Annotated in this window: 21 protein-coding genes, 1 pseudogene and 1 riboswitch; of the genes and pseudogenes, 17 read left to right on the forward strand and 5 right to left on the reverse strand. The window is 42.0% G+C overall.

Translation table 11 applies throughout. The features are described 5' to 3' along the window. Positions 1-16 precede the first annotated feature (16 nt). From lsrF to QFZ73_RS13235, 8 genes are all read left to right on the forward strand, one after another. Entirely contained in the window at positions 17-898 is an 882-nt protein-coding gene (gene lsrF / locus QFZ73_RS13200) for a 3-hydroxy-5-phosphonooxypentane-2,4-dione thiolase (RefSeq protein WP_307266711.1), read from the forward strand. 118 nt (positions 899-1,016) lie between these two features. Further along, complete coding sequence (locus QFZ73_RS13205) at positions 1,017-1,526, forward strand: type 1 glutamine amidotransferase domain-containing protein (protein WP_307266713.1); 510 nt, start codon at positions 1,017-1,019, stop codon at positions 1,524-1,526. Between the two features lie 158 nt (positions 1,527-1,684). Beyond that, entirely contained in the window at positions 1,685-2,545 is an 861-nt protein-coding gene (gene fba / locus QFZ73_RS13210; protein ID WP_251426619.1) for a class II fructose-1,6-bisphosphate aldolase, read from the forward strand. A 98-nt stretch (positions 2,546-2,643) separates the two neighbouring features. Next, positions 2,644-3,291 carry a YhcN/YlaJ family sporulation lipoprotein gene (locus tag QFZ73_RS13215; RefSeq protein ID WP_307266718.1) on the forward strand — a complete coding sequence of 216 codons (648 nt, stop codon included), beginning with the start codon at positions 2,644-2,646 and terminating at the stop codon, positions 3,289-3,291. A 161-nt stretch (positions 3,292-3,452) separates the two neighbouring features. Next, positions 3,453-4,961 (forward strand): spore germination protein, encoded by a 1,509-nt coding sequence (locus QFZ73_RS13220; protein WP_251426615.1) that lies wholly within the window; start codon positions 3,453-3,455, stop codon positions 4,959-4,961. 23 nt (positions 4,962-4,984) lie between these two features. Then, positions 4,985-6,085 (forward strand): GerAB/ArcD/ProY family transporter, encoded by a 1,101-nt coding sequence (locus QFZ73_RS13225; RefSeq protein ID WP_251426613.1) that lies wholly within the window; start codon positions 4,985-4,987, stop codon positions 6,083-6,085. Continuing rightward, a complete protein-coding gene (locus tag QFZ73_RS13230; protein ID WP_307266727.1) occupies positions 6,082-7,164 on the forward strand; it encodes a Ger(x)C family spore germination protein in 1,083 nt (360 codons plus the stop codon). The genes QFZ73_RS13225 and QFZ73_RS13230 overlap by 4 nt, the downstream gene beginning before the upstream one ends. 85 nt (positions 7,165-7,249) lie before the next feature. Further along, a complete protein-coding gene (locus tag QFZ73_RS13235; RefSeq protein ID WP_307266730.1) occupies positions 7,250-8,929 on the forward strand; it encodes a glycoside hydrolase family 13 protein in 1,680 nt (559 codons plus the stop codon). Positions 8,930-8,978: 49 nt separating this feature from the next. Here the strand turns inward: QFZ73_RS13235 and QFZ73_RS13240 are convergent, their stop codons facing one another. Next, a complete protein-coding gene (locus tag QFZ73_RS13240; protein WP_251426608.1) occupies positions 8,979-10,430 on the reverse strand; it encodes an amino acid permease in 1,452 nt (483 codons plus the stop codon). A 96-nt stretch (positions 10,431-10,526) separates the two neighbouring features. Continuing rightward, positions 10,527-10,711, reverse strand: a riboswitch (Lysine riboswitch). A 256-nt stretch (positions 10,712-10,967) separates the two neighbouring features. Further along, positions 10,968-11,930 (reverse strand): LacI family DNA-binding transcriptional regulator, encoded by a 963-nt coding sequence (locus tag QFZ73_RS13245; protein WP_307266734.1) that lies wholly within the window; start codon positions 11,928-11,930, stop codon positions 10,968-10,970. 745 nt (positions 11,931-12,675) lie between these two features. On the opposite strand from QFZ73_RS13245, the gene QFZ73_RS13250 reads away from it, so the two are divergent. From QFZ73_RS13250 to QFZ73_RS13270, 5 genes are all read left to right on the forward strand, one after another. Continuing rightward, complete coding sequence (locus tag QFZ73_RS13250; protein ID WP_251426604.1) at positions 12,676-13,599, forward strand: metal ABC transporter solute-binding protein, Zn/Mn family; 924 nt, start codon at positions 12,676-12,678, stop codon at positions 13,597-13,599. A 12-nt stretch (positions 13,600-13,611) separates the two neighbouring features. After that, the gene (locus QFZ73_RS13255) at positions 13,612-14,367 is read left to right on the forward strand and encodes a metal ABC transporter ATP-binding protein (RefSeq protein ID WP_307266739.1); all 756 of its coding nucleotides are present in this window, start codon (positions 13,612-13,614) and stop codon (positions 14,365-14,367) included. Between the two features lie 10 nt (positions 14,368-14,377). Beyond that, positions 14,378-15,301: a metal ABC transporter permease gene (locus tag QFZ73_RS13260; RefSeq protein ID WP_307266742.1), complete on the forward strand. Its 924-nt coding sequence runs from the start codon at positions 14,378-14,380 to the stop codon at positions 15,299-15,301. Beyond that, positions 15,298-16,179, forward strand: coding sequence for a metal ABC transporter permease (locus QFZ73_RS13265; protein WP_307266745.1), 882 nt, complete (start codon positions 15,298-15,300; stop codon positions 16,177-16,179). The genes QFZ73_RS13260 and QFZ73_RS13265 overlap by 4 nt, the downstream gene beginning before the upstream one ends. 147 nt (positions 16,180-16,326) lie before the next feature. Next, positions 16,327-17,499, forward strand: a complete 1,173-nt coding sequence (locus QFZ73_RS13270) for an FtsW/RodA/SpoVE family cell cycle protein (protein ID WP_307266748.1) — start codon at positions 16,327-16,329, stop codon at positions 17,497-17,499. A 70-nt stretch (positions 17,500-17,569) separates the two neighbouring features. On the opposite strand, the gene QFZ73_RS13275 is transcribed toward QFZ73_RS13270, so the two are convergent. Beyond that, entirely contained in the window at positions 17,570-17,905 is a 336-nt protein-coding gene (locus QFZ73_RS13275) for a spore coat protein (protein ID WP_251426596.1), read from the reverse strand. Between the two features lie 13 nt (positions 17,906-17,918). Further along, positions 17,919-18,197 carry a hypothetical protein gene (locus QFZ73_RS13280; protein WP_307266753.1) on the reverse strand — a complete coding sequence of 93 codons (279 nt, stop codon included), beginning with the start codon at positions 18,195-18,197 and terminating at the stop codon, positions 17,919-17,921. A 149-nt stretch (positions 18,198-18,346) separates the two neighbouring features. Between QFZ73_RS13280 and QFZ73_RS13285 the strand changes: the two genes are divergently transcribed. After that, a complete protein-coding gene (locus tag QFZ73_RS13285; RefSeq protein ID WP_307266756.1) occupies positions 18,347-19,264 on the forward strand; it encodes a proline dehydrogenase in 918 nt (305 codons plus the stop codon). A 42-nt stretch (positions 19,265-19,306) separates the two neighbouring features. On the opposite strand, the gene QFZ73_RS13290 is transcribed toward QFZ73_RS13285, so the two are convergent. After that, positions 19,307-19,441 (reverse strand): YuzL family protein, encoded by a 135-nt coding sequence (locus QFZ73_RS13290; protein ID WP_072273724.1) that lies wholly within the window; start codon positions 19,439-19,441, stop codon positions 19,307-19,309. Between the two features lie 255 nt (positions 19,442-19,696). On the opposite strand from QFZ73_RS13290, the pseudogene QFZ73_RS13295 reads away from it, so the two are divergent. From QFZ73_RS13295 to QFZ73_RS13305, 3 genes and pseudogenes are all read left to right on the forward strand, one after another. Beyond that, positions 19,697-22,037: pseudogene (locus QFZ73_RS13295) on the forward strand (3-hydroxyacyl-CoA dehydrogenase/enoyl-CoA hydratase family protein). 72 nt (positions 22,038-22,109) lie between these two features. Further along, positions 22,110-23,288, forward strand: coding sequence for an acetyl-CoA C-acetyltransferase (locus tag QFZ73_RS13300; protein WP_307266759.1), 1,179 nt, complete (start codon positions 22,110-22,112; stop codon positions 23,286-23,288). Positions 23,289-23,355: 67 nt separating this feature from the next. Then, positions 23,356-25,143, forward strand: coding sequence for an acyl-CoA dehydrogenase family protein (locus QFZ73_RS13305; RefSeq protein WP_251426591.1), 1,788 nt, complete (start codon positions 23,356-23,358; stop codon positions 25,141-25,143). Positions 25,144-25,228 lie beyond the last annotated feature (85 nt).

Raw genomic sequence — 25,228 nt, forward strand, 5'->3', positions numbered from 1 at the left:
AGAAAGGAAGATCAGAATGGCGGATAATATAGGAAACAAAGCGGCGAAAGACTTTTCAGAGGAGATAGCATTTGCCAATAATGGTAATTTTCATGTAAAGGGTGCTGCTAATTATGATTGGGGAATGAAGGATAGATTATCAAGAATCTTCAACCCAGTAACTGGGAAAACAGTAATGCTGGCATTTGATCATGGTTACTTCATGGGACCAGTATCTGGGCTAGAAAGATTAGATATTCTAATTCCTAAGTTAGCAAATTATGCTGATTGTCTGATGGGAACTAGAGGTGCAATTAGAAGTAGTGTACCACCGACATTTAATAAATCAATTGCATTAAGAGCATCATCAGGTTCGAGCATTTTGCAAGATGATTTAAGTCACGAATCGATGGTTGTAGATATAGATGATGCAATTAAGATGAATGCAAGCGCAATAGCCATTCAAACTTTTATTGGTGCTGATGGACAAAAAGAAACAATTGAAGAATTAAATAAAGCGATTAACCTAGGTTCAAAATATTCCATTCCTACAATGGGTGTTGTAGCTGTTGGAAAGGAAATGGAACGGACTCCTCAATTTTTCTTGTTGGCTACAAGAATGCTAGCTGAATTTGGAGTTCAAATTGTTAAAACATATTATTGTGATGATTTTGAAAAAGTAGCCGCAGCTTGTCCAGTACCACTAGTAGTTGCTGGCGGTAAAAAAATTCATGAGAAAGATGCACTAGCTTTAGCATATAACTCCATTCAAGGTGGCGCTGCAGGAGTTGATATGGGGAGAAATATTTTCCAATCTGCGTATCCAGAAGAAATGATTCAAGCTGTTGCTAAAGTCGTGCATGAAGGATACTCAGAAAATGAGGCTTATGAATTTTTCCTACATCTAAAGAATGTTTAGTGCGGAAGTTTAATTAAAAAAAGAGAGTTCAGTCTAAAGGTTCATATAAAGCTTCTACCAATATATATAGGGTAGAGGCTTTCTTTTCTAATAACTTTATCTCTTGGAGGTTATAAAAATGGCAAAAGTAGCTTTTCTACTAGCATCAGATTTCGAGGATTCCGAAATGAAAAACCCTTATGAAGAAATTAAGAAAGCGGGTCATGAAACTGTAATTATCGGTAATGCAAGAGGTGTTGTATGCAAAGGGAAGAAAAATACAGTCTCTTATCAAACTGAATTAGCAGCTGGTGAAGCTGACGCAAATGACTTTGATGCTGTTATAATACCTGGTGGCAGTGCACCAGAAGAATTAAGAGTTAATCAGGATACAGTTGATTTCGTTAAGGGTCTGCATAACAAATCGAAAGTGATAGCCGGAATCTGTCACGGCCCACAAGTCATGATAAGTGCGGATATCCTTAACGGTAAAGAAATTACATGTTATAAAGGTATTCGTGATGACGTAATAAATAGTGGAGCAAAATACCTTGATGAAGAAGTTGTCGTAAGTCAAAACATAATTACTTCAAGGACTCCGAATGATGAGCCAGCTTTTATTAGAGAAATTTTAGCTAAGCTGAATTAAGAATGAATAGAAACAAGGTATAGTGGATTTTTTTGGTAATTAATATTAAGTCTGGTTATTAGTTGTTCTGCATGTTATGTCAAATAAAAATACATTGATGCTGAAGTTTATTCGTATGAACCTCTAAAGGCAAACATTCACTTATTCGAGGTGGGAAAATGGAATTAGTTACAGTGAAAGAAATGCTAATCAAGGCTTTAAAGGAAGGTTATGCAGTAGGACATTTCGACATACATAACCTTGAATGGGCGCAAGCTGTTTTAGGAGGTGCTGAAGAAGAAAAATCACCCGTCATTCTTGGGGTAACGGAAGGAGCAGTTCGTTATTTAGGTGGTTGTTCCGTAGCTGTTGCAATGGTAAAAGCACTTATGAATGAAATGAATATAACTGTTCCAGTAGCACTCCACTTGGACCACGGTTCTAGTGTAGAAAATTGTAAAGCTGCCATTGATGCTGGGTTTACTTCAGTTATGATAGACGCATCCCGTTTACCATTTGCAGAAAATGTGAAGTTAACCGAGCAGGTAGTTGAATACGCTCATGAACGTGGAGTATCGGTTGAAGCTGAGGTAGGAAGTATAGGTGGGAAAGAAGATGATGCAGTCTCAGAAGGTTCTATCTATGCAGATCCAAAGGATTGTGAGATGTTAGTTAAACTCACTGGTATTGACCTTTTAGCTCCAGCACTTGGATCTGTTCATGGCCTTTACAAAGGAGAACCAAAACTAGGTTTTGAAGAAATGAAAGAGATTAGTCAAACAATTGGTATACCCTTAGTTTTACACGGTGCTTCAGGCCTTCCCACTGAACAAATAAAAAAATCTATTTCGTTAGGAACTGCAAAAATTAATGTGAATGCAGATAATCATCTTGCGTTTACAAAAACTGTTAGAGACATATTAAATCAAGATTCTGAAGTATACGATGCTAGCAAATATATAAGTCTTGGTCGTGAAGCGGTGAAAGAAACGGTTATTGGTAAAATAGGCTTATTTGGTTCTTCAGGTAAAGCTTTATAAAGAGAGTCCACTGTCACCACCCGAATAATCTTGTTCCACAATAATGTTTCATAGAGCTTTGTAAAAGAAACAGCCTGGGCCATTAGCCTAAGGATGCGATGAGTTTGGTATTCGTCGGTTTTATTTTGGTTGGAATTATCGGCTTGAAGGTCACTTCTTCTGAATATTTTATCGTCTCCTCACAAATATTAATAGTAAATTATTTTGGAGGAGTGAAGAAAATGAATTATAAAGCGATGGTATCAAGTGCGATGATGGCTTTAGTGATTACAGGTTGTTCACCTAATGATAAAGAAGATGCCAGTGAAAATCTTGGACTGAATCGTACTCATCAGGATAATTTAGATAATCCGATGAATGTAAGCGACACAAGGCAAAATGTTAATGATGATAATGATGATAATGGCATAAACGATATGAGGGTCTCCGAGGATATCTCGAATCGAGTCGAAGCCTTGAAGGAAGTAAGTGATGCAAATGTCATCGTGACTGATAATACTGCCTATGTAGGGGCAGTATTAAAAGATGGTGGGGATAAGGATATCCCGAATGATCTTAAAGAAAAGGTTGCTGATGCAGTAAGGGGAGCCGATCCATCGGTAGACCAAGTTTATGTTTCGGCAAACCCGGACTTTGTTCAAAGAATGAAAGGGTATGCGAATGATATCGAGAATGGAAAACCCGTTGCAGGATTTGCTGAAGAGTTCCGTGAACTTGTAACCCGGATTTTTCCAAGTCCAAGGTAATTGGTAATCGTTATTGAATTAAGACGAAAAGACTTATCCGGTGATGCCGGATAGGTCTTTTCCTATTTTAAGGATATCGGTGGGTCATGACTAACTTTAAATAGGGTGGTTACAATAATCGAGTGAACTAAAAATTTTCGATAGGTAATGGGGGTGGAATGGTGAGGTTGTTTAAGGGCAGGAGGGAAATGGATGCAGCATCCTATCAGGTAAATTCGAAGGATTTTCAGGAACTCCTTAAAAAGTTTAAAGCATCTAATGATTTTCTTACCTTCCGATTCCCGGATGATGATGGCTATACCCTCTCCTACTTCAATTCACTGGTTAGTGCACAACAGCTCCATGAACAAGTACTGGCTGTCATTTCGAATCAACCTAAGCAAGATCTAAAGCAATTAAAAGGCGATATTCCGATGGAAGATATGAAATTGACGGCTGATATAAAAGACATTCAAAGGTTGGTATTGGCCGGATCGGTCATGATTCAATACAAGAAAGATGATGAAATGTGTTTGCTGATTCCATGTGTTCACAGTGTGAAAAGGCAAATTTCCACACCCGAGTCGGAGTATACGGTCGTTGGGTCCAAGGAGGCCTTTGTTGAATCGCTTGATTCGAATTTGAATCTGATACGTAACCGGTTGCCCACTCCTGAATTGCAGTCCAGGGAATTTCGGGTCGGGAGCATCTCGCAAACAAGGTTAGCGGTACTCTACATAGATGGGATAGTAAATCAACAGATCATTAAGACAGTCATGCAGAGAATAGAAGATATAGAATATGATACGATCGTCGATATTTCTTTTGTAAGCCAGATGATCACGGATAATCGGAATTCGATGTTTCCGCAACTGATTGAAACGGAGCGGCCTGATCATCTGGCCAGTGTATTATCGGAAGGGAAAATAGGGATCATGCTGGATGGGTCTCCTCATGCATTAGTTGGTCCCAATACCATCATTTCGTTCTTTTCGTCATTTGAAGATTATTTTCAAATTTGGAATCTCGGTACTTCATTCCGTTTGATTCGGCTTTTCGCAGTGCTTTTTTCCGTTTTGTCATCACCTTTGTATGTTGCCGTTTTAACGTATCATTATCAAGTGATTCCAACGGATTTGCTACCCATCTTAATATCGTCCAGGGGCGTGATTCCTTTTCCGCCGATATTGGAAGCGATCGTGCTGGAAGGGACAATCGAATTGCTGAGGGAAGCAGCGGTCAGGCTGCCAGCTAAGGTTGGCTCCACCATCGGCATTGTTGGCGGTATAGTCATCGGTACAGCCGCTGTGGAAGCGGGATTTGTCAGTAATGTCTTGCTGATGCTTGTCGCTTTGGCTGCCCTGGCTTCATTTACGGTGCCGATTTACCAAATCAGTAATACGATTCGCCTTATCCGCTTCCCATTTCTAATTGCTGCCCAGTTATACGGATTGTTTGGAATAGCTTTATGCAGTGCATTCATTTTAAGTCATTTATTGAAATTGACTTCGCTTGGCAGTCCATATTTAGACCCTCTTTACCCGTTAAGAATTCATGACTTTAAAGATAGTCTGATTCGCCTCCCTTTTTCAAAGCAGAAAAAGCGCCCGCAATTTCTGCGGACGGAAAATCCGCTAAGGATAAGGAAGGAGGCGGAAACTCCAAACCCCCCCAGCGATATTGATGAATAAGGCGTAGAAAGCGGTGAGAAGGTATGGAACTAAAACCAAATGAAACTAAACAAATATCCCCATTTTTTGTTTTTTTCCTCATGCCCGGCATGCAGATTGGAGTAGGGATATTGGGGTTTGAACGGGTCATAGCGAAAGAGGCTGGTCAAGACGCATGGATAGCGGTCCTTATATCAGGGTTAATCATAAATGTTCTGCTTTGGATGTGTTTCAAGCTATTAGGCAGGGGCCCCCAAACACTTGATTTGATCGCCATCCACAAAGATTTGTTTGGTAAATGGGTAGGAAATGCCTTCAATATTTTATTCATCCTCTACTTTATAATGATCTCCATCATTCTAATCAGGACTTATTTAGAAGTCATTCAGGTTTGGATGTTCCCTGGTGTCAATGTCCTGATGTTATTAACCTTTATTCTTATTCTTGTGTATAGTTTTGTGAGCGGAGGGTTCAGGGTCATTACTGGTTTTTGTATAATCGGGCTTATTATCGGATCACCACTATTCCTTTTGCATTATTTTCCATTGAAGTACGCCCACTTTGAAAATTTGGGTCCCTTTCTTGATCACTCCTTTTTGGAAATCATGAAGTCCAGTAAGAAAATGACCCTGAATTACCTTGGTTTTGAATTACTCCTGATTTATTACCCATTCATTAAAAATCGTGAAAAATCTCAAAAGTGGGCTCACTTAGGGGCGTTATTTACTATGTCGGTATATATGGTATCGATTATTGTTTCATTAGCCTACTATCATCAAGATCAGCTGAAAGATGTAATTTGGGCCACTTTGACGTTATGGAAAATAGCAGACCTTCCATTCATTGAAAGGTTCGAATACATAGGTATTTCCGTTTGGCTGTTCATGGTGCTGCCGAATGTTTGCATAGGGGTTTGGGCAGCAAGCAGGACAGCGAAAAGAGTATTTGGATTTAGACAGAAAAAGATGGTAGTTTTCATTCTGTTTATTATCTTAATATCCTGCATTTTTTTGGATAATCGCTATAGAATCGATAGGTTTAACACAATCAGTTCGCAAATAGGTTTTTATATCATTTATTTGTATCTTCCTCTCTTATTCATATGGCAGTCGATCGTCTATAAAGTTAGGGGGCATAAATCATGAAAATCAAACTCCTCTTGATTACATTAGCTTGTTACTTGATGACGGCGTGCGGTGTGGAAAAGCAAATATTGGAAGACGTTTTAATTGCTGAAGTCGTAGGTTATGATGATGCCGGAGACAAACAAATCAAAGGTACGGTTGTTGTCAGCGTTCCTCAGCCTGGTGAGGAAGCAGATCTAGGTAAAGAAGTATATGAAGCGATCTCCCATGATATAAAGGCAGCCCGCCAGCAGGAAAATGCAAAAACACCATTTCCGATTGTCGGTGGAAGACTGACAGTCATTCTCTATGGTACAGAATTGGCTGGTATGGGGTTAAATGATTATGTCGATACATATAGGCGTGACCCGATGGTGGGAAGGGATTTGTATTTAGCGGTCGTTCATGGCAAAGCGGAGGATGTAGTTAAAATGGAGCCGAAGTTGATTAAAACTCCAGGGGTTCAAGTGAAAGAGCTGATCGAACAGAATATAAGGACTAATTTGCCTGATGTAGATTTACACAGGTATCTATATGCGTGTCATGGTAAAGGAATCGATCCGGTCTTGCCCTTATTGGAAACGGCAGAAGACCAAATACGGGTAAAAGGGGTCGCCTTGTTTAAAAAGGATCGTTATATCGGTAAATATATCCCTTATGAGGACGGATTTTTATTTAAAGTCCTTAGTGAAAACTTTAAGTTGGGGAGTTATGAAATTAAATGGAAGGAAAACGACTTTACAGATATCAATAACGTGGAGTCACGTGTCCATTATCATATTTCGAATGCCAATCAAGACCCCAAGGTCAGGATTGGAGTGAAATTAAAAGCGAGTCTGCTAGAGGTCCAAGGCTATGATTTGGGCAAAGCGGTCGACCTGAACACAATAGAGGCAAGGGCCGAGCATGTCATTGGTAAAAAATTAAATGAGATGGTAACCATGTTTCAGGAGAACAATATAGATCCGCTTGCAATCGGTGATCACGCTAAAAGTAAAACAAGAAATTTCGATCAGAAACATTGGGAGAAGGCATATCCCCATATTCCAATCGAGGTGGATCTGGATATTGAAATGATTCAAACGGGAATAGCTGAATAAAAGTAGAATATTCTGAAGTTTTCCCCTTTATAATAGGGGTATTGGTGTAATGATTATATCAATGCGGCCAAAGAGGGGGAAAGGCATGGACAAAGCATGGTGGAAAGAGGCAGTTGTGTATCAAGTGTATCCAAGGAGTTTTATGGATAGTGATGGCGATGGGATAGGGGATATAAACGGGATCTTGATGAAGCTCGATTATTTACAAGAGCTGGGAGTGAACGTGATATGGCTATCCCCCGTTTATCAATCTCCCAATGATGACAATGGGTACGATATCAGTGATTATAAATCAATCATGACTGAATTCGGGACCATGGCTGATTTCGATAGGTTGCTGAAGGCGGTTCATGAACGTGGAATGAAAGTCATGATGGACCTGGTGGTCAACCATTCTTCAGATGAACATCCTTGGTTCAAGGAATCCCGATCCTCAAAAGATAATCCGAAACGTGATTATTATATTTGGAAACCTGGCAGGAATGGGAAAGAACCAAATAATTGGGAGTCCATTTTTAAAGGTTCAGCATGGGAATATGATGAAGGAACCGATGAATATTATTTACATTTATTCAGCAGGAAACAACCGGATTTAAACTGGGAGAACCCTAAGCTCCGTGAAGAGATATACAGCATCATGACTTGGTGGCTGGATAAGGGTGTCGATGGCTTCCGGATGGATGTCATCAACTTCCTTTCAAAAGATCAAAGCTATGCAGATGGAGCCGTTCATCATGAAAAGCTGTATGGTGATGGAAGCATCTTTTTCCTCAATGGGCCGCGCATACATGAGTTTTTACAGGAAATCAATCAACGGGCACTTTCTGGATATGACGTGATTACGGTTGGGGAGATGCCAGGCGTCACCCCGGAGGAAGCGCAATTGTTCACAGGTAAAGATCGTGGTGAGCTACATATGGTCTTTCAATTCGAACATATGGATTTGGGGTGCGGACCGGAAGGGAAATGGAGTAACGATAAATGGAAGCTAACCGATTTAAAGCAAATACTCTCCAAGTGGCAGACTGGTTTGGAGGGGGATGGCTGGAACAGTTTATACTGGAACAACCATGATCAGCCCCGGGTTGTCTCAAGGTTTGGTAATGATGGAAAGTATCGTATTGAAAGCGCAAAGATGCTTGCGGCTTGTCTTCATTTGCTTCAAGGGACACCCTATATATATCAAGGGGAAGAGCTGGGCATGACCAATGTTGCATTTGAGAGCATTGATGAATACCGGGATATCGAAACATTGAATTCATATGACGAACTCGTCCATTCACATGGCTGGTCAAAAGAGCGGATGATGTCAGCCATCCACGCCCGCAGCAGGGATAATGCGAGGACACCGATTCAGTGGAATGACTCCCGGAACGCAGGATTCACGAAAGGGACTCCTTGGATTAAGGTTAATCCCAATTTCCCCGAGATTAATGCAGAAATAGCCTACAATGATCCGAATTCCATTTTTCATTTTTATAAAAAGCTTATCCAATTACGCAAGGAACATGAAATCGTGGTTTATGGCCGTTTTGAACTGCTTTGGCCGGATGATGAACGAATATTTGCCTACACGAGATCGTTTGAAGAAGAAAAGCTGTTGGTACTATGCAACTTTAAAGAAGAGCAGGCCTCCTATACTTTGCCTGAAGAGCTGCATGCTTATTCTGCTACAAGGCTGATCGGTAATTATGATCAAGAGGAAGAAGGCATCTCCAGCAAAACCCTGCGTCCATATGAATGCCGTGTTTATCATTTGAAATGAAAAAAGGACCTATTCTTCTCCGATTAGAGAAGAACAGGTCCTTTTCGCATTATTTTGATTTAAGTTCACATTCCTCAAGGGGAATGATTTTCGTTTTATGCTTAATTTTATAGCCGAACCATAGGACGAAAAATAGAATCAAGCCAATGTAGGAAACAAACATTGAATTCCAGTCGATCCCATCGCTGCTGAAAGCTTGGTATCCTTGTCCGATGATAATGATTATACAAAGGACAAGTGCGAATATAGGCCCGAATGGGAAGCCCTTTGCCCGGTATGGTAAATCATTCATATCAAGGCCTTGAGCTGCGTAGGCTTTGCGGAAACGATAATGGGCAATCGCAATCCCGACCCAGGTGACGAACCCCGCCATGCCTGAAGCGTTCAATAACCAGATATAAACGACGCCATCTCCGAAAAACGAAGCTAAGAATGCAACGCAGCCAACTAAAGAAGTCACGATTAGTGCATTTACGGGTACTCCTCTTTTATCTAACTTGCCAAGGAATTTCGGTGCTTTCCCATCACGTGCCAAGTCCCATAGCATACGGGTTGAAGCGTACATGCCAGAGTTACCGGCAGAGAGTACGGATGATAAAATGATCGCGTTCATGATGGATGCAGCAAATGCAAGACCGGCACGTTCAAATACAAGCGTGAATGGACTTACGGCAACATCTTGACTCAATAAACGTGAATCCGTAAACGGAATGATCATTCCAATAACGAAAATTGCAAGGATATAGAACAAGAGGATGCGCCAGAAAACGGATCTGATCGCTTTAGGGATATTTTTTTCTGGATCTTCACTTTCACCAGCAGTCACTCCAAGCAATTCCGTTCCTTGGAATGAAAAGCCGGCAGCCATGAATACGCCTAGAATCGTGAAGAACCCTCCGTTAAAGGGACCTTCGCCCATTGTGAAATTTGAAAAACCAATTGGGTCATTCCCACCCATGATTCCGAGAATGATCAGAACACCCGTGATCAAGAAAATGACGACTGTCACGACTTTGATCATGGCAAACCAGAATTCTGTTTCCCCGAAACCTTTAACTGACATGTAATTGATAAGAAACATAGTGATTAACGCAATGGCACTCCAGATAAATGAAGGGCTATCCGGGAACCAGAACTTCATAATTAAGACAACGGCTGCCAATTCGGCGGCAATGGTGATTGCCCAGTTATACCAGTAGTTCCAACCAATCGCAAAACCGAAAGACGGATCGACGAATTTGGATGCATAGACACGGAACGAACCGGCCACTGGCATGAACGCTGCCATTTCTGCAAGACTTGTCATTAAGTAATAAACCATGATGCCGATAATCGCGTATGCCACCAAGGCACCGCCGGGACCGGCTGAATGAATGGCACCGCCACTTGCTAAAAATAAACCTGTTCCAATCGTTCCACCTAATGAAATCATCATTAAATGACGCGCTTTCAGGCTCCTTTTAAGTTCGGTAGGGCTTGATGCTGATTGTGAATTTGACAATTGATGTTACACTCCTTTTTATTGGAAGGGAACGAAAAATAAAAAAACAGCAGTCGAAAAAGATCGACGGCTGTTTATAATAAACCCGTTTATCCTTCCGAAGATAGCTCCCCACGCTTTTTGAAAAAACGTGACAGTGGTGTTCCTGTTCGGTAACACCGCCAGCAAGAATATACATGGAATATACCCTAACTTCGGCAACTTATCCTTTCAAACGGAGTCTTTAATTTTCCAGAATCTCGTCCGTTTTACTTTTATAAGCTGCAGCCTCTAACTCATCGGTAAATGAGGAAGTATTCAATTTTCTAAAATCGTTGCGCCAGCTTGTAAATGACGTCGGACGATTGTACTCGAAATTCATGCAATCGCTAGAAGATTGCTAGTAACTGAGTATACTTTACTATATCAAAATTATAAAATAACTTCTAGGATATCGCAATGATTATTTTGTGTGGTTATTTTTCCCTAGTCATTGAATGATGGCAGTAAGGAAGAATTCAAATGTCGTCGATATACTAAAATAAAGGATCCTGATAACTAGACGGTCCTCCTTTTAATTAGGGCGTATTCCAGTTTTACATGTTTGACCACTTCAGGATGCTCAAATAAGTCCACTGCCATTTTCCCGATCCATTCCAGCGGTAAGGAAATGGTCGTGATGTCGAGCATTTCACTAAGGCTATCATTATTGAAGCCGAGAATGGCCACATCTTCCGGTACCCTTATACCCGATTTCTTAGCGGTAAGAATGAAGCCTGCCGCCGTGTCATCATTCGTGATGATTATGGCTTCAGGTTTATCTGACATTGAATTCCATTCCTGAAACAATTGTTCACCGTCTTTGATGTGGTAACTGCCTTCAAATAGCCATTCTTTATTGTTTTTCAGTTGATGTTTACTCATGATATCGTTAAAGGCCTTTGTACGATGAGAACTATTTCTACTCTTTTTACGGCCAAGGCTGTATCCAATTTTCTTATATCCTTTAGCGATCACGTACTCAAGGGCACAGGAGAAAGCTGCATAATGATCAATGCTGATGGATGAGAATTCAGCCTGGGCTGTATCTTCACATAAGATGATCGGTCCGTATTTTTGATAATCCAAAAAGATTTTCATTTCCGAAATCCTTGAACAAACGATAATGCCATCGAGCTGCTTCATTTGCAGCATATTCAAGGCCTGGATTTCTTTCTCTCTGTCATAATTTGTTTGAAAGATGACGATATGACAGCCAATTGCATTTGCCTGTTTAGTGATTCCGTTAACGATTGCCCCGTAATATGGGTGATTGTTGAAGGGGATGATGATGCCGATAAGATTAGTTTTGCCTTTTGAAAGATGAATGGCGTTGATGTTTCTCGAATAATTCAAACGATCGATGGCTTCTAAAACGCTCTTTCTTTTATCGGGACTTACATAAGGATGATCATTCAATACACGAGACACTGTTGAGACAGATACACCAGCACTTTGAGCAATTTCTTTAATATTTGTCATGGTATCACCGTTTTTTCTTTTTTTATATTGTACAGTATGAAACCCATTTCAGAGAAAGAGAACAGGGTGAGGCTGTTGAAGAATTCTTCAAATAAGGTCTTGTTCTGGTATGGGTTTCATCCTTTAAGATTGGTTTAAATCTTAGAGGAGGAGGGGATCATGATGTTCCAAACTTTAATCACCCTGTTTGTGCTTTGCGGAATCGAATTGGGATTTGCGTACTTGGCAATTTCCTTGAAACAGGAAAAATGAGTGGCAATGCCTATGGAATGCCGGATGCCCGTCAAGAATTCCGCGGCATTTCGCGTGAAATCCGCGTTTACTCGTGAATTTTGGAACTTTACTTGTGAAATCCACATATTTACTCGTGAATTTTGCCACTTTACTCGTGAAATCTGTGCATTTACTCGTGAATTTCCCATCGTCCCGAAATAGCTCCCCTAGTTTATATTCACCATTAAAACTCCGTAATATAATTATAATTTCATCGTTACGTTCCATAGAAATGACTGACTGTCTGGAAGCTCCCTAGTAGAGATTCCAGACAGTTTTTGCTGTGTGTAAAAGTCATTGGCCTTTTTGAAATGTTTGAAAAATAGTTGCACTTTTTTTGTATATTTGTGTATAGTATAAACTAAGTTGTGTATAGGAAACTTTTTAGCATTTACGACAATGTAAAAAAATTTACACTTAGTTTTGCACATGGCAAACTATTTTAGAGAGATGAAAAAGGGAGGGAATATGGATGGGTTTTCTAAAATCTATTGGGGGCGTGCTTGCTGCATTGCTGATTTTAACAGGGTGCGGCAATGATACGGCCGAAAAGGATAACGGCAATGGCAAGTTGGACGTCGTTACAACGACGGGAATGATTGGGGATTTGGTCGAGAATATCGGCGGTAAACATGTCGAGGTCACCAGTTTAATGGGACCGGGAGTCGACCCCCATCTATATAAAGCGACACAGGGTGATGTGAAGACACTGGATTCGGCTGATATGATTTTTTATAACGGTGTGCATCTTGAAGGGAAAATGACGGATATATTCGAAATGATGAGCAAGGATAAACCGACCATTGCCGTAACGGAGGACTTCAAGGAGAACCAGCTTCGCAAAGTGAGTGCTACGGAACATGATCCCCACGTTTGGTTTGATGTAAAGCTTTGGATCGTAGCGGCGGACACAGTCAAGAAAGAGTTGATTGCCAATGATCCGGACCATGAAGCGGAGTTTCGTGAAAATTATGAAGAGTACGTTCTGCAATTGGAGGAACTTGATAAATATGTTCAAGATGAAATTAATAAAATTCCGGAAGATCAACGGGTGCTCGTTACAGCACATGATGCTTTTGGATACTACGGTCAGTCATATGGCCTGGACGTAAGGGGTCTCCAAGGAATCAATACATTATCGGAATATGGATCAAAAGATGTTACTGATATGCGGAATTATCTTGTGGAGAACAAAATAAAAGCGATTTTCATTGAGTCAAGCGTACCAAGGAAGGCTATCGAGGCTGTCATTCAAGGTGCAGGGAAGCAGGGCCACAAAGTTGAAATCGGCGGTGAATTGTTCTCGGATGCAATGGGTGAAAAAGGGACGGAAGAAGGAACGTATATCGGGATGGTCCGTCATAATACCGACACCATCGTCCGTGCTTTGAAATAAGGGGGAGAAACTATGAATCAAGCAGCTTTGAAGGTCGAGAATTTAACGATTGCATATCATAAGAAGCCGGTTGTCGAAGATGTCTCATTTGAGGTGCCGAAAGGGAATTTAATCGGTATCATAGGCCCCAATGGAGCAGGGAAGTCCACTTTGATAAAGGGAATACTCGAATTGATCCCAAAAATATCGGGGCAAATCACAATAAAGGGTTCGACTTATAAATCGATGAGGAAGAGTATCGGCTATGTACCACAGCGTGAGTCAGTGGATTGGGATTTTCCAACCAACGCACTCGATGTCGTAATGATGGGCAGATATGGTCATCTCGGATGGCTGAAGCGACCAGGGAAGTCCGAGAGGCAGAAGGGGATGGAGTGTCTTGAAAAGGTGGGGATGGCTGAATACGCTAACCGCCAGATCAGCCAGCTATCAGGTGGACAGCAGCAACGGATATTCCTGGCCCGTGCATTGGCACAGGAAGCGGATATTTACTTTATGGATGAACCGTTCGTAGGGGTGGATGCAGCAACAGAGAAAGCAATCATACAATTGCTGATGGAATTGAAGGAAAAAGGCAAAACCGTTCTGGTTGTGCATCATGACCTATCCACCGTGAAGGAATATTTCGACTGGACGATGTTATTGAATAAAAAGGTGATGAAAATAGGTCCGACAGAGGAAGTGTTCATTCCCGAATACTTACAGGCAACATATGGAGGCCGCCTAGCAATACTACCAGACACTAAGTCCGGCCTTTTATTAAAATGAGGTGTACACGATGAACATACTGGATATTATAACTGATCCAAATACAAGGTGGATATTGCTTGGCACGATGTTTCTCGGATTAAGCAGCGGGGTCATCGGCAGCTTTGCCTACCTCAGAAAGCAGTCTTTGCTTGGCGACACGCTCGCACATGCAGCGTTACCTGGTATCTGTGTCGCCTTTATGTTAACTGGAGTGAAATCCACTTCCTATTTTCTAATAGGTGCTGCCCTGGCTGGCTTAGTGGCTGTCTTCTTGATCAGTGTGCTTACGAGATACAGTAAGATCAAGCAGGATGCGGCCTTGGGAATCGTCTTATCTTCTTTCTTTGGCTTCGGAATTGTCATGCTTACGCAGATCCAGCAGAGCGAGTACGGAAACCAGAGTGGATTGGATACCTTTTTATTCGGGCAGACGGCGTCAATGGTCATGTCCGATGTATATATGATGATGACAGTTTCCTTTATTCTCATTTTCACTTGTACCGTATTTTTTAAAGAATTCAAATTACTGTCCTTTGACCCTGGGTTTGCTAAAGGGATGGGATTGCCGGTTGTTTTTCTGGATTATTTCATCATGATGCTGATCGTGGCAGCTGTAGTGATCGGTATCCAGGCAGTAGGCGTCGTATTGATGGCATCTTTACTGATAACTCCTGCGGTTTCTGCGAGGTATTGGACGGAGCGGCTGCATATCATGGTCATCCTGTCTGGTGTATTCGGAATGTTGAGCGGTGTGTCTGGAACGTTGATCAGTACATCGGTCAATGATTTGCCAACAGGACCGTTAATTGTCTTATCCGCGACGGTATGGTTTTTCTTTTCCATGCTTTTTGCACCTAAACGCGGAGTGCTTTCATCTATATGGAGAAGGGTATCGACGAAAAAGAAATATTCTCTCGAACAGGATAGAAGGAAAGGGAGCCACTCATCATGAATGATTTTTGGATTATCTTAGTCGGAGCATTAGTGGCGGGTTCTTGCAGTGTATTAGGATGCTTTTTGATAGTCAGGAAAATGACGTTGATTGGGGATGCCATCAGTCATTCCGTTTTGCCGGGAATCGTATTGGCATTTTTAATAACGGGGACCCGCGATTCGGTTCCAATGCTGATCGGGGCTGCTGCGCTCGGCTTGCTTACCGTATTCTTGATCCAGCTTTTCCAATCGTCGGGCGTTCAATCTGACGCAGCGATCGGGATTGTATTCACTTCCCTTTTTGCAACGGGGATCGTGCTCGTGAGCTTATATACGCAACAAATAGATTTTGACCTGGAACATGTCCTTTATGGCGAAATAGCCTATACTCCCTGGAACACGATGACAATCGCGGGAATCGAAGCTGGACCAAAAGCCGTTTGGATAGTTGGCAGTTGTTTTATCCTGAACCTCATACTGATCTTCCTTTTCTTCAAACAGTTTAAACTCGTGTCATTTGATCCATCACTTGCAGCTGCAATGGGAATTCCTGTACTGTTCTTTCATTACTTATTGATGAGCCTCATTTCACTGACAACTGTAGCTTCTTTTGATAGTGTAGGTTCCATTTTAGTAGTTGGAATGCTCATCATACCTGCTGCAACGGCTTATCTGCTGTCAGACCGTTTAAGCCGCATGATATTGGTCAGTATCGGGGTCGGGTTGCTAAGTTCCGTCATCGGCTACTATTCAGCCACCGTTTTGGATGCCTCGATATCAGGTTGCATGGTGGGGGCGGCCGCCATATTATTCGGATTGGCCTTTCTCTTTTCCCCAAGCCATGGATTGGTCAGCAGATTGCTGAAACGGAGAAAATCAAAGGAATCACAAGCATAGCTCCCCCTGCCTACAGGCTTCATGGAAATAACTCCATGAAGCCTGTAAACTATTCTTCTATATAGTTGTGATTTTATTTGTTTAAAGTATAATGAATAAGTGTATTTATAGAAGTATCGCAGGAGCCTTTTTAAGGGAGAGTTAAGTATGGTAGAACAAAATAAATTTTCATCACGAATAGATTTTTCCTTGGTCACAATATTGCTGTTATTATGTGTTGGAAGTTGTTTAGCAATCTATAGTGCCCAAACGACTGGACAGTACGCTGAAAACTTCTTAATTAAACAAATTTTTTGGTATATAGTAGGAATCGGAATCGTATTAGGGTTCATCACCCTGGATTCGGATCAGTTGAAAAAAATTTCTTGGTATGCCTATGGCTTCGGATTATTTTTGCTTTTTTTGCTGATCATTATGCCAGATTCCATCGTTCCTGTCCGGAATGGTGCGAAAAGTTGGTACATCATTCCGGGAATCGGTTCGATTCAGCCATCGGAATTCATGAAGGTTTTCCTGATTTTAGCTTTAGCAAATGTCATCTCGAACCATCATCTCAAAAACACGCTGAAAACGATTCAAACGGATATATGGCTGCTTATTAAAATCGGTCTTGTGACCGGTGCCCCCTTATTGTTAATCATGCAACAGCCGGATTTGGGTACCTCGCTTGTCATCATGTCAATCATGCTTGGAATGATTTTCATTTCAGGGGTAACATGGAAGATCTTGCTGCCGATCGTTTCAGGAGGAATTGTCGTCGCTACAACGGTCCTTTACTTTGTTCTTTGGAAGCCGGAGATCCTGGAAAAATACCTAGGGGTAAAATCCTATCAATTCGGCCGTATCTATTCCTGGCTGGATCCATATAATTATGCCAGCTCTGAAGGGTATCACTTAACCAAATCCTTACTGGCCATCGGCTCCGGCCAAACCACAGGCAAGGGAATCGGTTCGAGGGAAGTGTATTTACCTGAGAGTCATTCGGATTTCATTTTCAGCATCATCGGTGAAGAATTCGGCTTCATCGGATCAAGCATCATTATTTCCTTGTTTTTCTTATTGATTTACCACATAACAAAAACGGGAATGGACACGAAAAATAACTTCTATACATATATCTGTGTTGGCGTTATAAGCATGTTGACGTTTCACGTTTTTCAAAATATCGGCATGACTGTAGGCCTTTTACCGATTACGGGGATTCCGCTTCCATTTGTCAGTTATGGAGGAAGCTCGCTAATGGGGAACATGATGGCCATGGGCTTAATATTCAGCATTCGGTATCATTATAAGAAGTATATGTTTTCAACGGATATCTAAATATAAAGCCGGCCCTACATGGGCCGGCTTTATTTGTAGCAAAAAAACAAAAGGAGCAGAATCCACCCGCTTATTGAATGTTCGTTCCAGATGGAAATTGATTTTTATAACCGGAAAATTGTTGATACGATTGGCTTAAGCTGGTCGCTTGCGCCTTTTCTAAACTATACCAGCCTTTTTCGAACATAAGGTTATAGAGTTCACGCTGCATCTCCTGATTTTCTTTGGAAACGGAGAAAATGTCTTGGAATAATGCTTGGTTACTCATTTCATGCAGGGCAACGGAAAGGGAGTTGCAAAAGTACTTTTCAGTTGAGAGCATATCATTTATAAAATCCCTGTCATTCATTTGCGGTGTCTTTGCCACGGGAGATTCTGGATTTTGGACTTTGTTTTCATTGGGCATTAAGAACCCTCCTTTACTGGTATTGTTGTTGACCCTGAATTTGGTCCGGGTTCAAATGTTTCAAAATGGTATCGTAATGGCGTTGATGCATGAGACCGCACCGATTTAATGCATCAATGATTTGCGGGTCCTTGCATTGTGTGGCAAAAAAATGCGCTTTTTTGACCGCGTTCAGATTCCATGCAAGCATATCGGTCAAGTATAAGCTATCTTTCACAGAAACCATTTCCGGCGGCTGCTTCATAAAGCCGGTGGACTGCTGTTGGCTGGTAAACGAATTTTGCTGTTCCATCATTCTACCTCCTTAAGTGTTCTTTAAACGAGCTTAATTTTCCCTTCATGAATTTTTTTTATTCTTGATTCTAAATATCTGAAAATTGAATTAAATGGTAAAATAATCTTGTGCATCTATTTTCCAAAATGATTTGGAGGGGAATGCAGATGGAAGGTATATTGAAAAATCTATTCCTTTTTTTATCAAAGAACAAAGGCATGACAAAGGCAGCGAAAAAATACGGGCTGCGGTTTGGAGCGTCTCGTTTCGTGGCAGGGGAATCCTTGGATATGGCATGTGAAGTGATTGCAGATCTTAACCGGAAAGGACTTGCTGTCACCATTGATTATTTAGGTGAATTCATTGAAGATGAACAAGAAGCAAGGAAGATGGCAGATGAGTGCATCGAAGCGATCCACATGATTGGCAGAAATGAACTGGATTCACAGTTATCCCTGAAGCTGACTTCGATGGGCTTGGATGTGTCCGAACGAGTCGTAATGAATAACATGCGGAGGATCTTAGATGAAGCTAAAGCCCATCGTGTTTTCGTTACGCTTGATATGGAAGATTTTCCGCGCTGTCAGCCAACTTTGGATGTATTCAAAAACCTAAAGTCTGAATATAATGAATTGGGGACTGTTATCCAAGCTTATCTGTATCGGACTGAGAAGGATATTGAGGAGCTGGATGCATACCATCCGAATCTAAGACTTGTTAAAGGGGCTTATAAAGAACCAAGGGAAGTGGCTTTTCCCGAGAAAAAAGATGTGGATGAGAATTTTAAGAAAATCATCAAGAAGCATATGCAAAATGGCAATTACACAGCTGTTGCCACACATGATGATAAAATCATTGATTATACGAGGGACTTGGTCAAAGAACACGGAATTCCCCGGGATCGCTTTGAATTTCAAATGTTATATGGCATCCGCAATGAAAAGCAGCTGGAACTTGCTAAAGAAGGATATAAGGTAAGGGTGTATGTTCCTTATGGTACGGATTGGTATGGATATTTCATGCGCCGCCTCGCGGAGAGACCGGCCAATATTGCTTTCGTTTTAAAAGGACTATTCAAGAAATAGAAAGCGAGAGCCGCCCCGGAAACGGAACGGCTGCTCAAAGGATTATCTTTTGAACTGATTGTTCTGGCTGTTCACTTTATTGATTCCATGTTGACGTTCAGCGCCAGGGCCGGCATTGCCTTTAACGCTTGCTGCGCTTACTGCTGCTTTAGAAGGATTATCTTTACGCTTCATTATATAAGTCACCTCCTGCCCGGTTATTTTTTACTGAACGGAGGAGAAATAACCAAAAGAACTCGGAGAAAAAAATATTTTTTTTCCTGTTTTAATCATTGCGGAATTTCCAAATATATTCTATATTAGTAATAAGAAAAAATATTCAAAATTTTTTTGAATTAAAAATGAATGAGCATTCATTCAATAAATTGTGTAAGGGGGATATGAACTTGGTTCGACAAAATACGAAAGGCTGCTGTTCTAGGGTCAGGAGTTATGGGATCAGGGATTGCTGCACACCTTGCTAACATCGGCATTCCGACTTTATTATTGGATATTGTACCTCGTGAGCTCACTGAGGATGAAAAGAAAAAGGGACTGACATTAGATAATAAACAAGTGCGTAACCGCATCAGCCAAACTGCGATTACGAAACTTTTAAAACAGAAACCAGCTCCGCTTTCGGCTAAGGGAAACATTGCGTTGATCGAGGCGGGAAACCTGGAAGATGATATAAGTCGCTTAAAGGATGTCGATTGGATCATCGAAGTGGTCGTTGAGAAACTTGAGGTTAAGCAAAGTGTGTTTGCCCAGGTTGATCAGCATCGTAAACCAGGAAGCATCGTTTCATCGAATACATCTGGAATTTCAATCGAAGCGATGGCGGAAGGACGTTCGGAGGACTTTCAAAAGCACTTCCTGGGAACACACTTCTTCAATCCGCCGCGTTATCTTAAATTGTTGGAGATCATCCCTACTAAAGCAACTTCACCAGAAGTGCTCGAATACATGAAACGATTCGGCGAAGATGTACTGGGAAAAGGTGTCGTCGAAGCCAAGGATACCCCTAACTTCATTGCTAACCGTATTGGAACTTATGGTTTATTGGTCACACTGCGGGAAATGCAAAAAGGCGGATACAGTGTTGGTGAGGTCGATTCGGTTACGGGTCCGTTGATTGGAAGGGCAACTAGCGCGACTTTCCGGACACTTGATGTAGTTGGATTGGATACCTTTGCACATGTTGCCAGAAACGTATATGACCAGGTGGATGGAGAAGAAAAAGACGTTTTCAAAATACCTGATTTCATGAATGAAATGCTTAAGAATGGGTGGCTTGGAAGCAAGTCAGGCCAAGGATTTTTCTTGAAAAAAGGCAAGGAAATCCTTGAACTGAATCCCGAAACCCTTGAATATGATGCACGAAAAAGATTAAAAACGCCTTCCATTGAAATGGCTAAAACAGGCCAAGGGCTTGGAAAATAAAATGAAAGCGCTTGTTTATAGCGAAGACCGTGCCGGACAATTACTTTGGAATGTTCTGAATCCGGCGCTTGTATATTCTGCCCAGCTGCTTGGGGACATCGCGGATGATATCGTGGCGATCGATCAAGCGATGAAATGGGGATTCGGATGGTCCACAGGTCCTTTTGAAACCTGGGATGCGATAGGTGTAGAAAAATCGGTAGCCCGAATGGAAGCTGAAGGCATCACCGTTCCGCAATGGGTGAAGGATATGCTCGCTAAAGGCATCACTTCTTTCTATAAAGAAGAAAATGGCATGGCTCACTATTATGATAATGGTGATTATAAAGAACTTGTCGAAAATCCTAAGGTGATCAATCTTAAAGCGATCAAGAAGCAAAAAGGCGTAATCAAGAAAAACAGTGGTGCAAGCTTGATGGATATCGGCGATGGAGTGGCTCTTCTTGAATTCACTTCACCGAATAATGCAATCGGTCTGGATATCATTCAAATGATCAATGCGGCGGTCGACGAAGCGGAAGCGAATTTCAAAGGCCTGGTCATCGGAAACCAAGGCAAGAATTTCTGTGTAGGCGCTAATATTGCAATGATGTTGATGGAAGCGCAGGATGACAATATTTTTGAACTCGATATGGTCATCAGCCAATTCCAAAAGGCGATGCTTAAAATTAAGTACAGTGCAGTTCCTGTAGTGGTTGCCCCGTTTAATATGACACTTGGCGGGGGTGCTGAAGTATCCCTTCCGGCTGCGCGCATCCAGGCAACGACTGAAACGTATATGGGACTAGTGGAAGCCGGTGTAGGTTTGATCCCAGGCGGCGGCGGGACTAAAGAACTTTATGTGAAGACGTTGAGGAATATGCCGAAGGGTGTCGACTTCGACTTGCAGAAAGTGGCCAACCAAGTATTTGAAACGGTCGCCATGGCAAAAGTTTCGACCTCCGCTGAGGAAGCAAGAGGGAATAATTTCCTTAATTCAGCTGATGGAATAAGCGTGAATGCGGATCATCAGCTATATGATGCGAAACAGGCGGTACTTTCCATGCATGAACAAGGTTATACCGCTCCAGCCCGCACAAAGATCCCTGTCGTAGGTGAAACGGGATATGCCGCACTTCTATTAGGGGCGGAATCCATGCGCCTTTCAGGATTCCTATCAGAACATGACCTTGTCATAGCCAAAGAGCTTGCATACGTCCTTGCAGGGGGAAAACTCCCATTTGGCACGGAAGTAGATGAAGAGTATATCTTGAACCTAGAAAAACAAGCATTCCTAAAACTGATTTCGACTCCGAAATCCCAGGCAAGGATGCAGCACATGCTTGTTAAAGGTAAACCACTCCGTAATTGATGAATAGATGAAGTTAAGCCAAAACGGAAGATTAATAGATCGATAGCTTAAAAATGAGTAAGGGGGATCCTCATGAAAGAAGCGGTAATAGTAGCTGGAGCAAGGACTCCGGTAGGAAGAGCGAAAAAAGGTTCTCTTGCCAGTGTACGTCCTGATGATTTAGGGGCTCTTGTTGTAAAGGAAACGTTAAAGCGTGCAGGGAATTATGAAGGCACCATAGATGACCTGATTATCGGTTGTGCAATGCCTGAAGCGGAGCAAGGATTGAACATGGCGCGTAACATTGGAGCGTTGGCAGGATTGCCTTATACAGTACCGGCCATAACGATTAATCGTTACTGTTCAAGCGGGCTGCAAAGTATCGCTTATGGGGCGGAAAGGATCATGCTCGGCCAAAGTGATACAGTCATTGCAGGCGGAGCGGAATCCATGAGCCTTTTGCCAATGATGGGCCATGTAACACGTCCGAACGCGAGACTTGCGGAAACGGCACCGGAATATTATATGGGTATGGGTCACACTGCCGAAGCCGTTGCAAAAAAATACGGCATTTCCCGTGACGATCAAGATGCATTTTCTGTTAGAAGTCATCAAAAGGCGGCTAAGGCCATTGCAGAAGGAAAGTTTTCGGATGAGATCGTACCGGTTGACGTAACCCTTCGTTCAGTGGGACCAGACCTTAAGTTACAGGAAAAATCATTTACTTTTACACAGGATGAGGGCGTTCGTCCAGGCACGACTGCTGAAGTGCTAAAAAAACTAAGACCCGCATTCTCTGTTACAGGATCCGTAACAGCAGGGAATTCATCACAAACGAGTGATGGTGCAGCCGCGGTCATGGTCATGGATGGGGAAAAGGCCTCTTCATTAGGGTTGAAACCGATGGGTAAGTTCCGTTCCTTTGCTGTAGCAGGAGTGCCGCCTGAAATTATGGGCATCGGACCGATTGCGGCCATTCCAAAGGCTTTGATGCTAGCGGGCCTTGAGTTATCCGATATAGGTTTATTTGAATTGAATGAAGCCTTTGCTTCCCAATCCATTCAAATCATTCGTGAGCTCGGATTGAATGAAGAGATTGTCAATGTGAATGGCGGAGCCATTGCCTTAGGCCATCCACTAGGATGTTCAGGAGCAAAATTGACATTAAGCCTGCTTCATGAAATGAAGCGCAGAAACCAACAGTTCGGAGTCGTGACAATGTGTATCGGCGGCGGAATGGGTGCTGCTGGAGTATTTGAATTATTGGCGTAATCCCCCCTCCCGGAAGCTGTCATGCTTCCGGCGGGTTTACTATCTTAAATACTTAGGAGGAAATAACATGTCCGAACAAACTACAGATAACCTCATTAAAGGCGGAGCCTTTTTAGTAGAAGATATTACGTATGATCAAGTGTTTACACCGGAAGATTATTCTGATGAGCATAAAATGATTGCCAAAACTGCCGAGGATTTCGTAGTGAATGAAATTCTGCCGCAGGTTGAACATTTGGAAAACCATGAATTTGACCGTTCCGTTAAATTACTGAAGCATGCAGGTGAAATCGGTTTACTTGGTGCTGACGTTCCTGAGGAATACAGCGGATTGGGTCTTGATAAAATCAGTTCGGCATTGATTACGGAAAAAATGGCACTTGCAGGCGGCTTCGGAATTACGCATGGTGCACATGTAGGTATCGGATCTTTGCCGATCGTTTTATTCGGGAATGAAGAACAAAAGAAAAAATACCTCCCATTACTTGCTACGGGTGAGAAGATTGCTGCGTATGCCTTAACGGAACCAAGCTCAGGTTCCGATGCCTTGGGAGCAAAAACGACAGCGAAATTGAATGCAGAAGGAACACACTATGTTTTAAATGGTGAAAAACAATGGATTACAAATGCAGGCTTTGCAGATGTCTTCTGTGTATACGCCAAAATCGACGGCGAACAATTCTCCGCCTTCATTGTCGAGCGTGATTATGAAGGCGTATCAACTGGAGCTGAAGAGAAGAAAATGGGGATCAAAAGCTCATCTACACGTACTTTAATCCTCGAAGATGTACATGTACCAGTCGAAAACCTTTTGGGTGTAGCCGGAAAAGGGCATGTCATCGCTTTCAATATCCTGAATATCGGACGTTATAAATTAGGCGTCGGTGCTGTCGGCGGATCTAAACGTGCCCTTGAGATTACCGCTGCTTATACGAATCAACGTCAACAGTTCAAAACGAAAATTTCCAATTTTAACTTGACGAAAGAAAAACTTGCAACAATGGCATCTAAAATTTATGCAGCAGAAAGCTCTGTATACCGTACCGTTGGCCTTTATGATCAAAGACAAAGCAAATTGACGGATGAGCAAGTGAAAGATGGGAAATCAATGGCGGCTGCAATCGCTGAATATGCCATTGAGTGTTCATTGAATAAATTCTTCGCTTCCGAAGTATTGGATTATGTTACGGACGAAGGCGTACAGCTTCATGGCGGCTATGGCTTCATGCAGGAGTATGAAATTGAAAAAGCATATCGTGATTCCCGTATTAACCGGATCTTTGAAGGTACCAATGAAATCAATCGATTGCTTGTCCCGGGAACTTTCCTGAAGAAAGCACTTAAAGGGGAATTGCCGCTTCTTCAAAAGGCTCAAGGCCTGCAAGAAGAATTAATGATGATGATGCCGGAAGAACCTGGCGATGAACCATTGGCGCAAGAAAAAATGCTTGTTAGAAACGCTAAGAAAATCGGTATTTTGGCAGCTGGCCTTGCTGCACAGAAATACGGCAAAAATCTTGATCAAGAACAAGAAATCCTCTCCAACATTGCTGATATCGCATCCCTTGCCTATGCAGCGGAATCCGTGGTATTACGTACGGAAAAAGCAATTGCAGCTACAGGTCTGGAGAAGAACAAGCAAAAAGTGCTTTACACTGAAATCTTCGTTCAGGAAGCTTTCAATGAAATAGAACAGCATGCAAAGGAAACGTTAATTGCGGTGGAAACAGGCGATACTCTTCGCATCATGCTTTCGTCGCTCCGCAAGCTGACAAGACACAATCCGATCAATGTCATTGCGAAAAAACGTGAAGCTTCCGTCAAGGTAATCGAAACGGAAAAATATGCTCTTTAAGCAATGAATCAGAATCTTTAAAGGGAATGCCCTAAAGGCATTCCCTTCAGTTTGTAGACAAAAGGGGTTCTATCTAAATTTTAAA

The organism is Peribacillus sp. V2I11 (assembly GCF_030817135.1).
Lineage (GTDB): Bacteria > Bacillota > Bacilli > Bacillales > DSM-1321 > Peribacillus > Peribacillus simplex.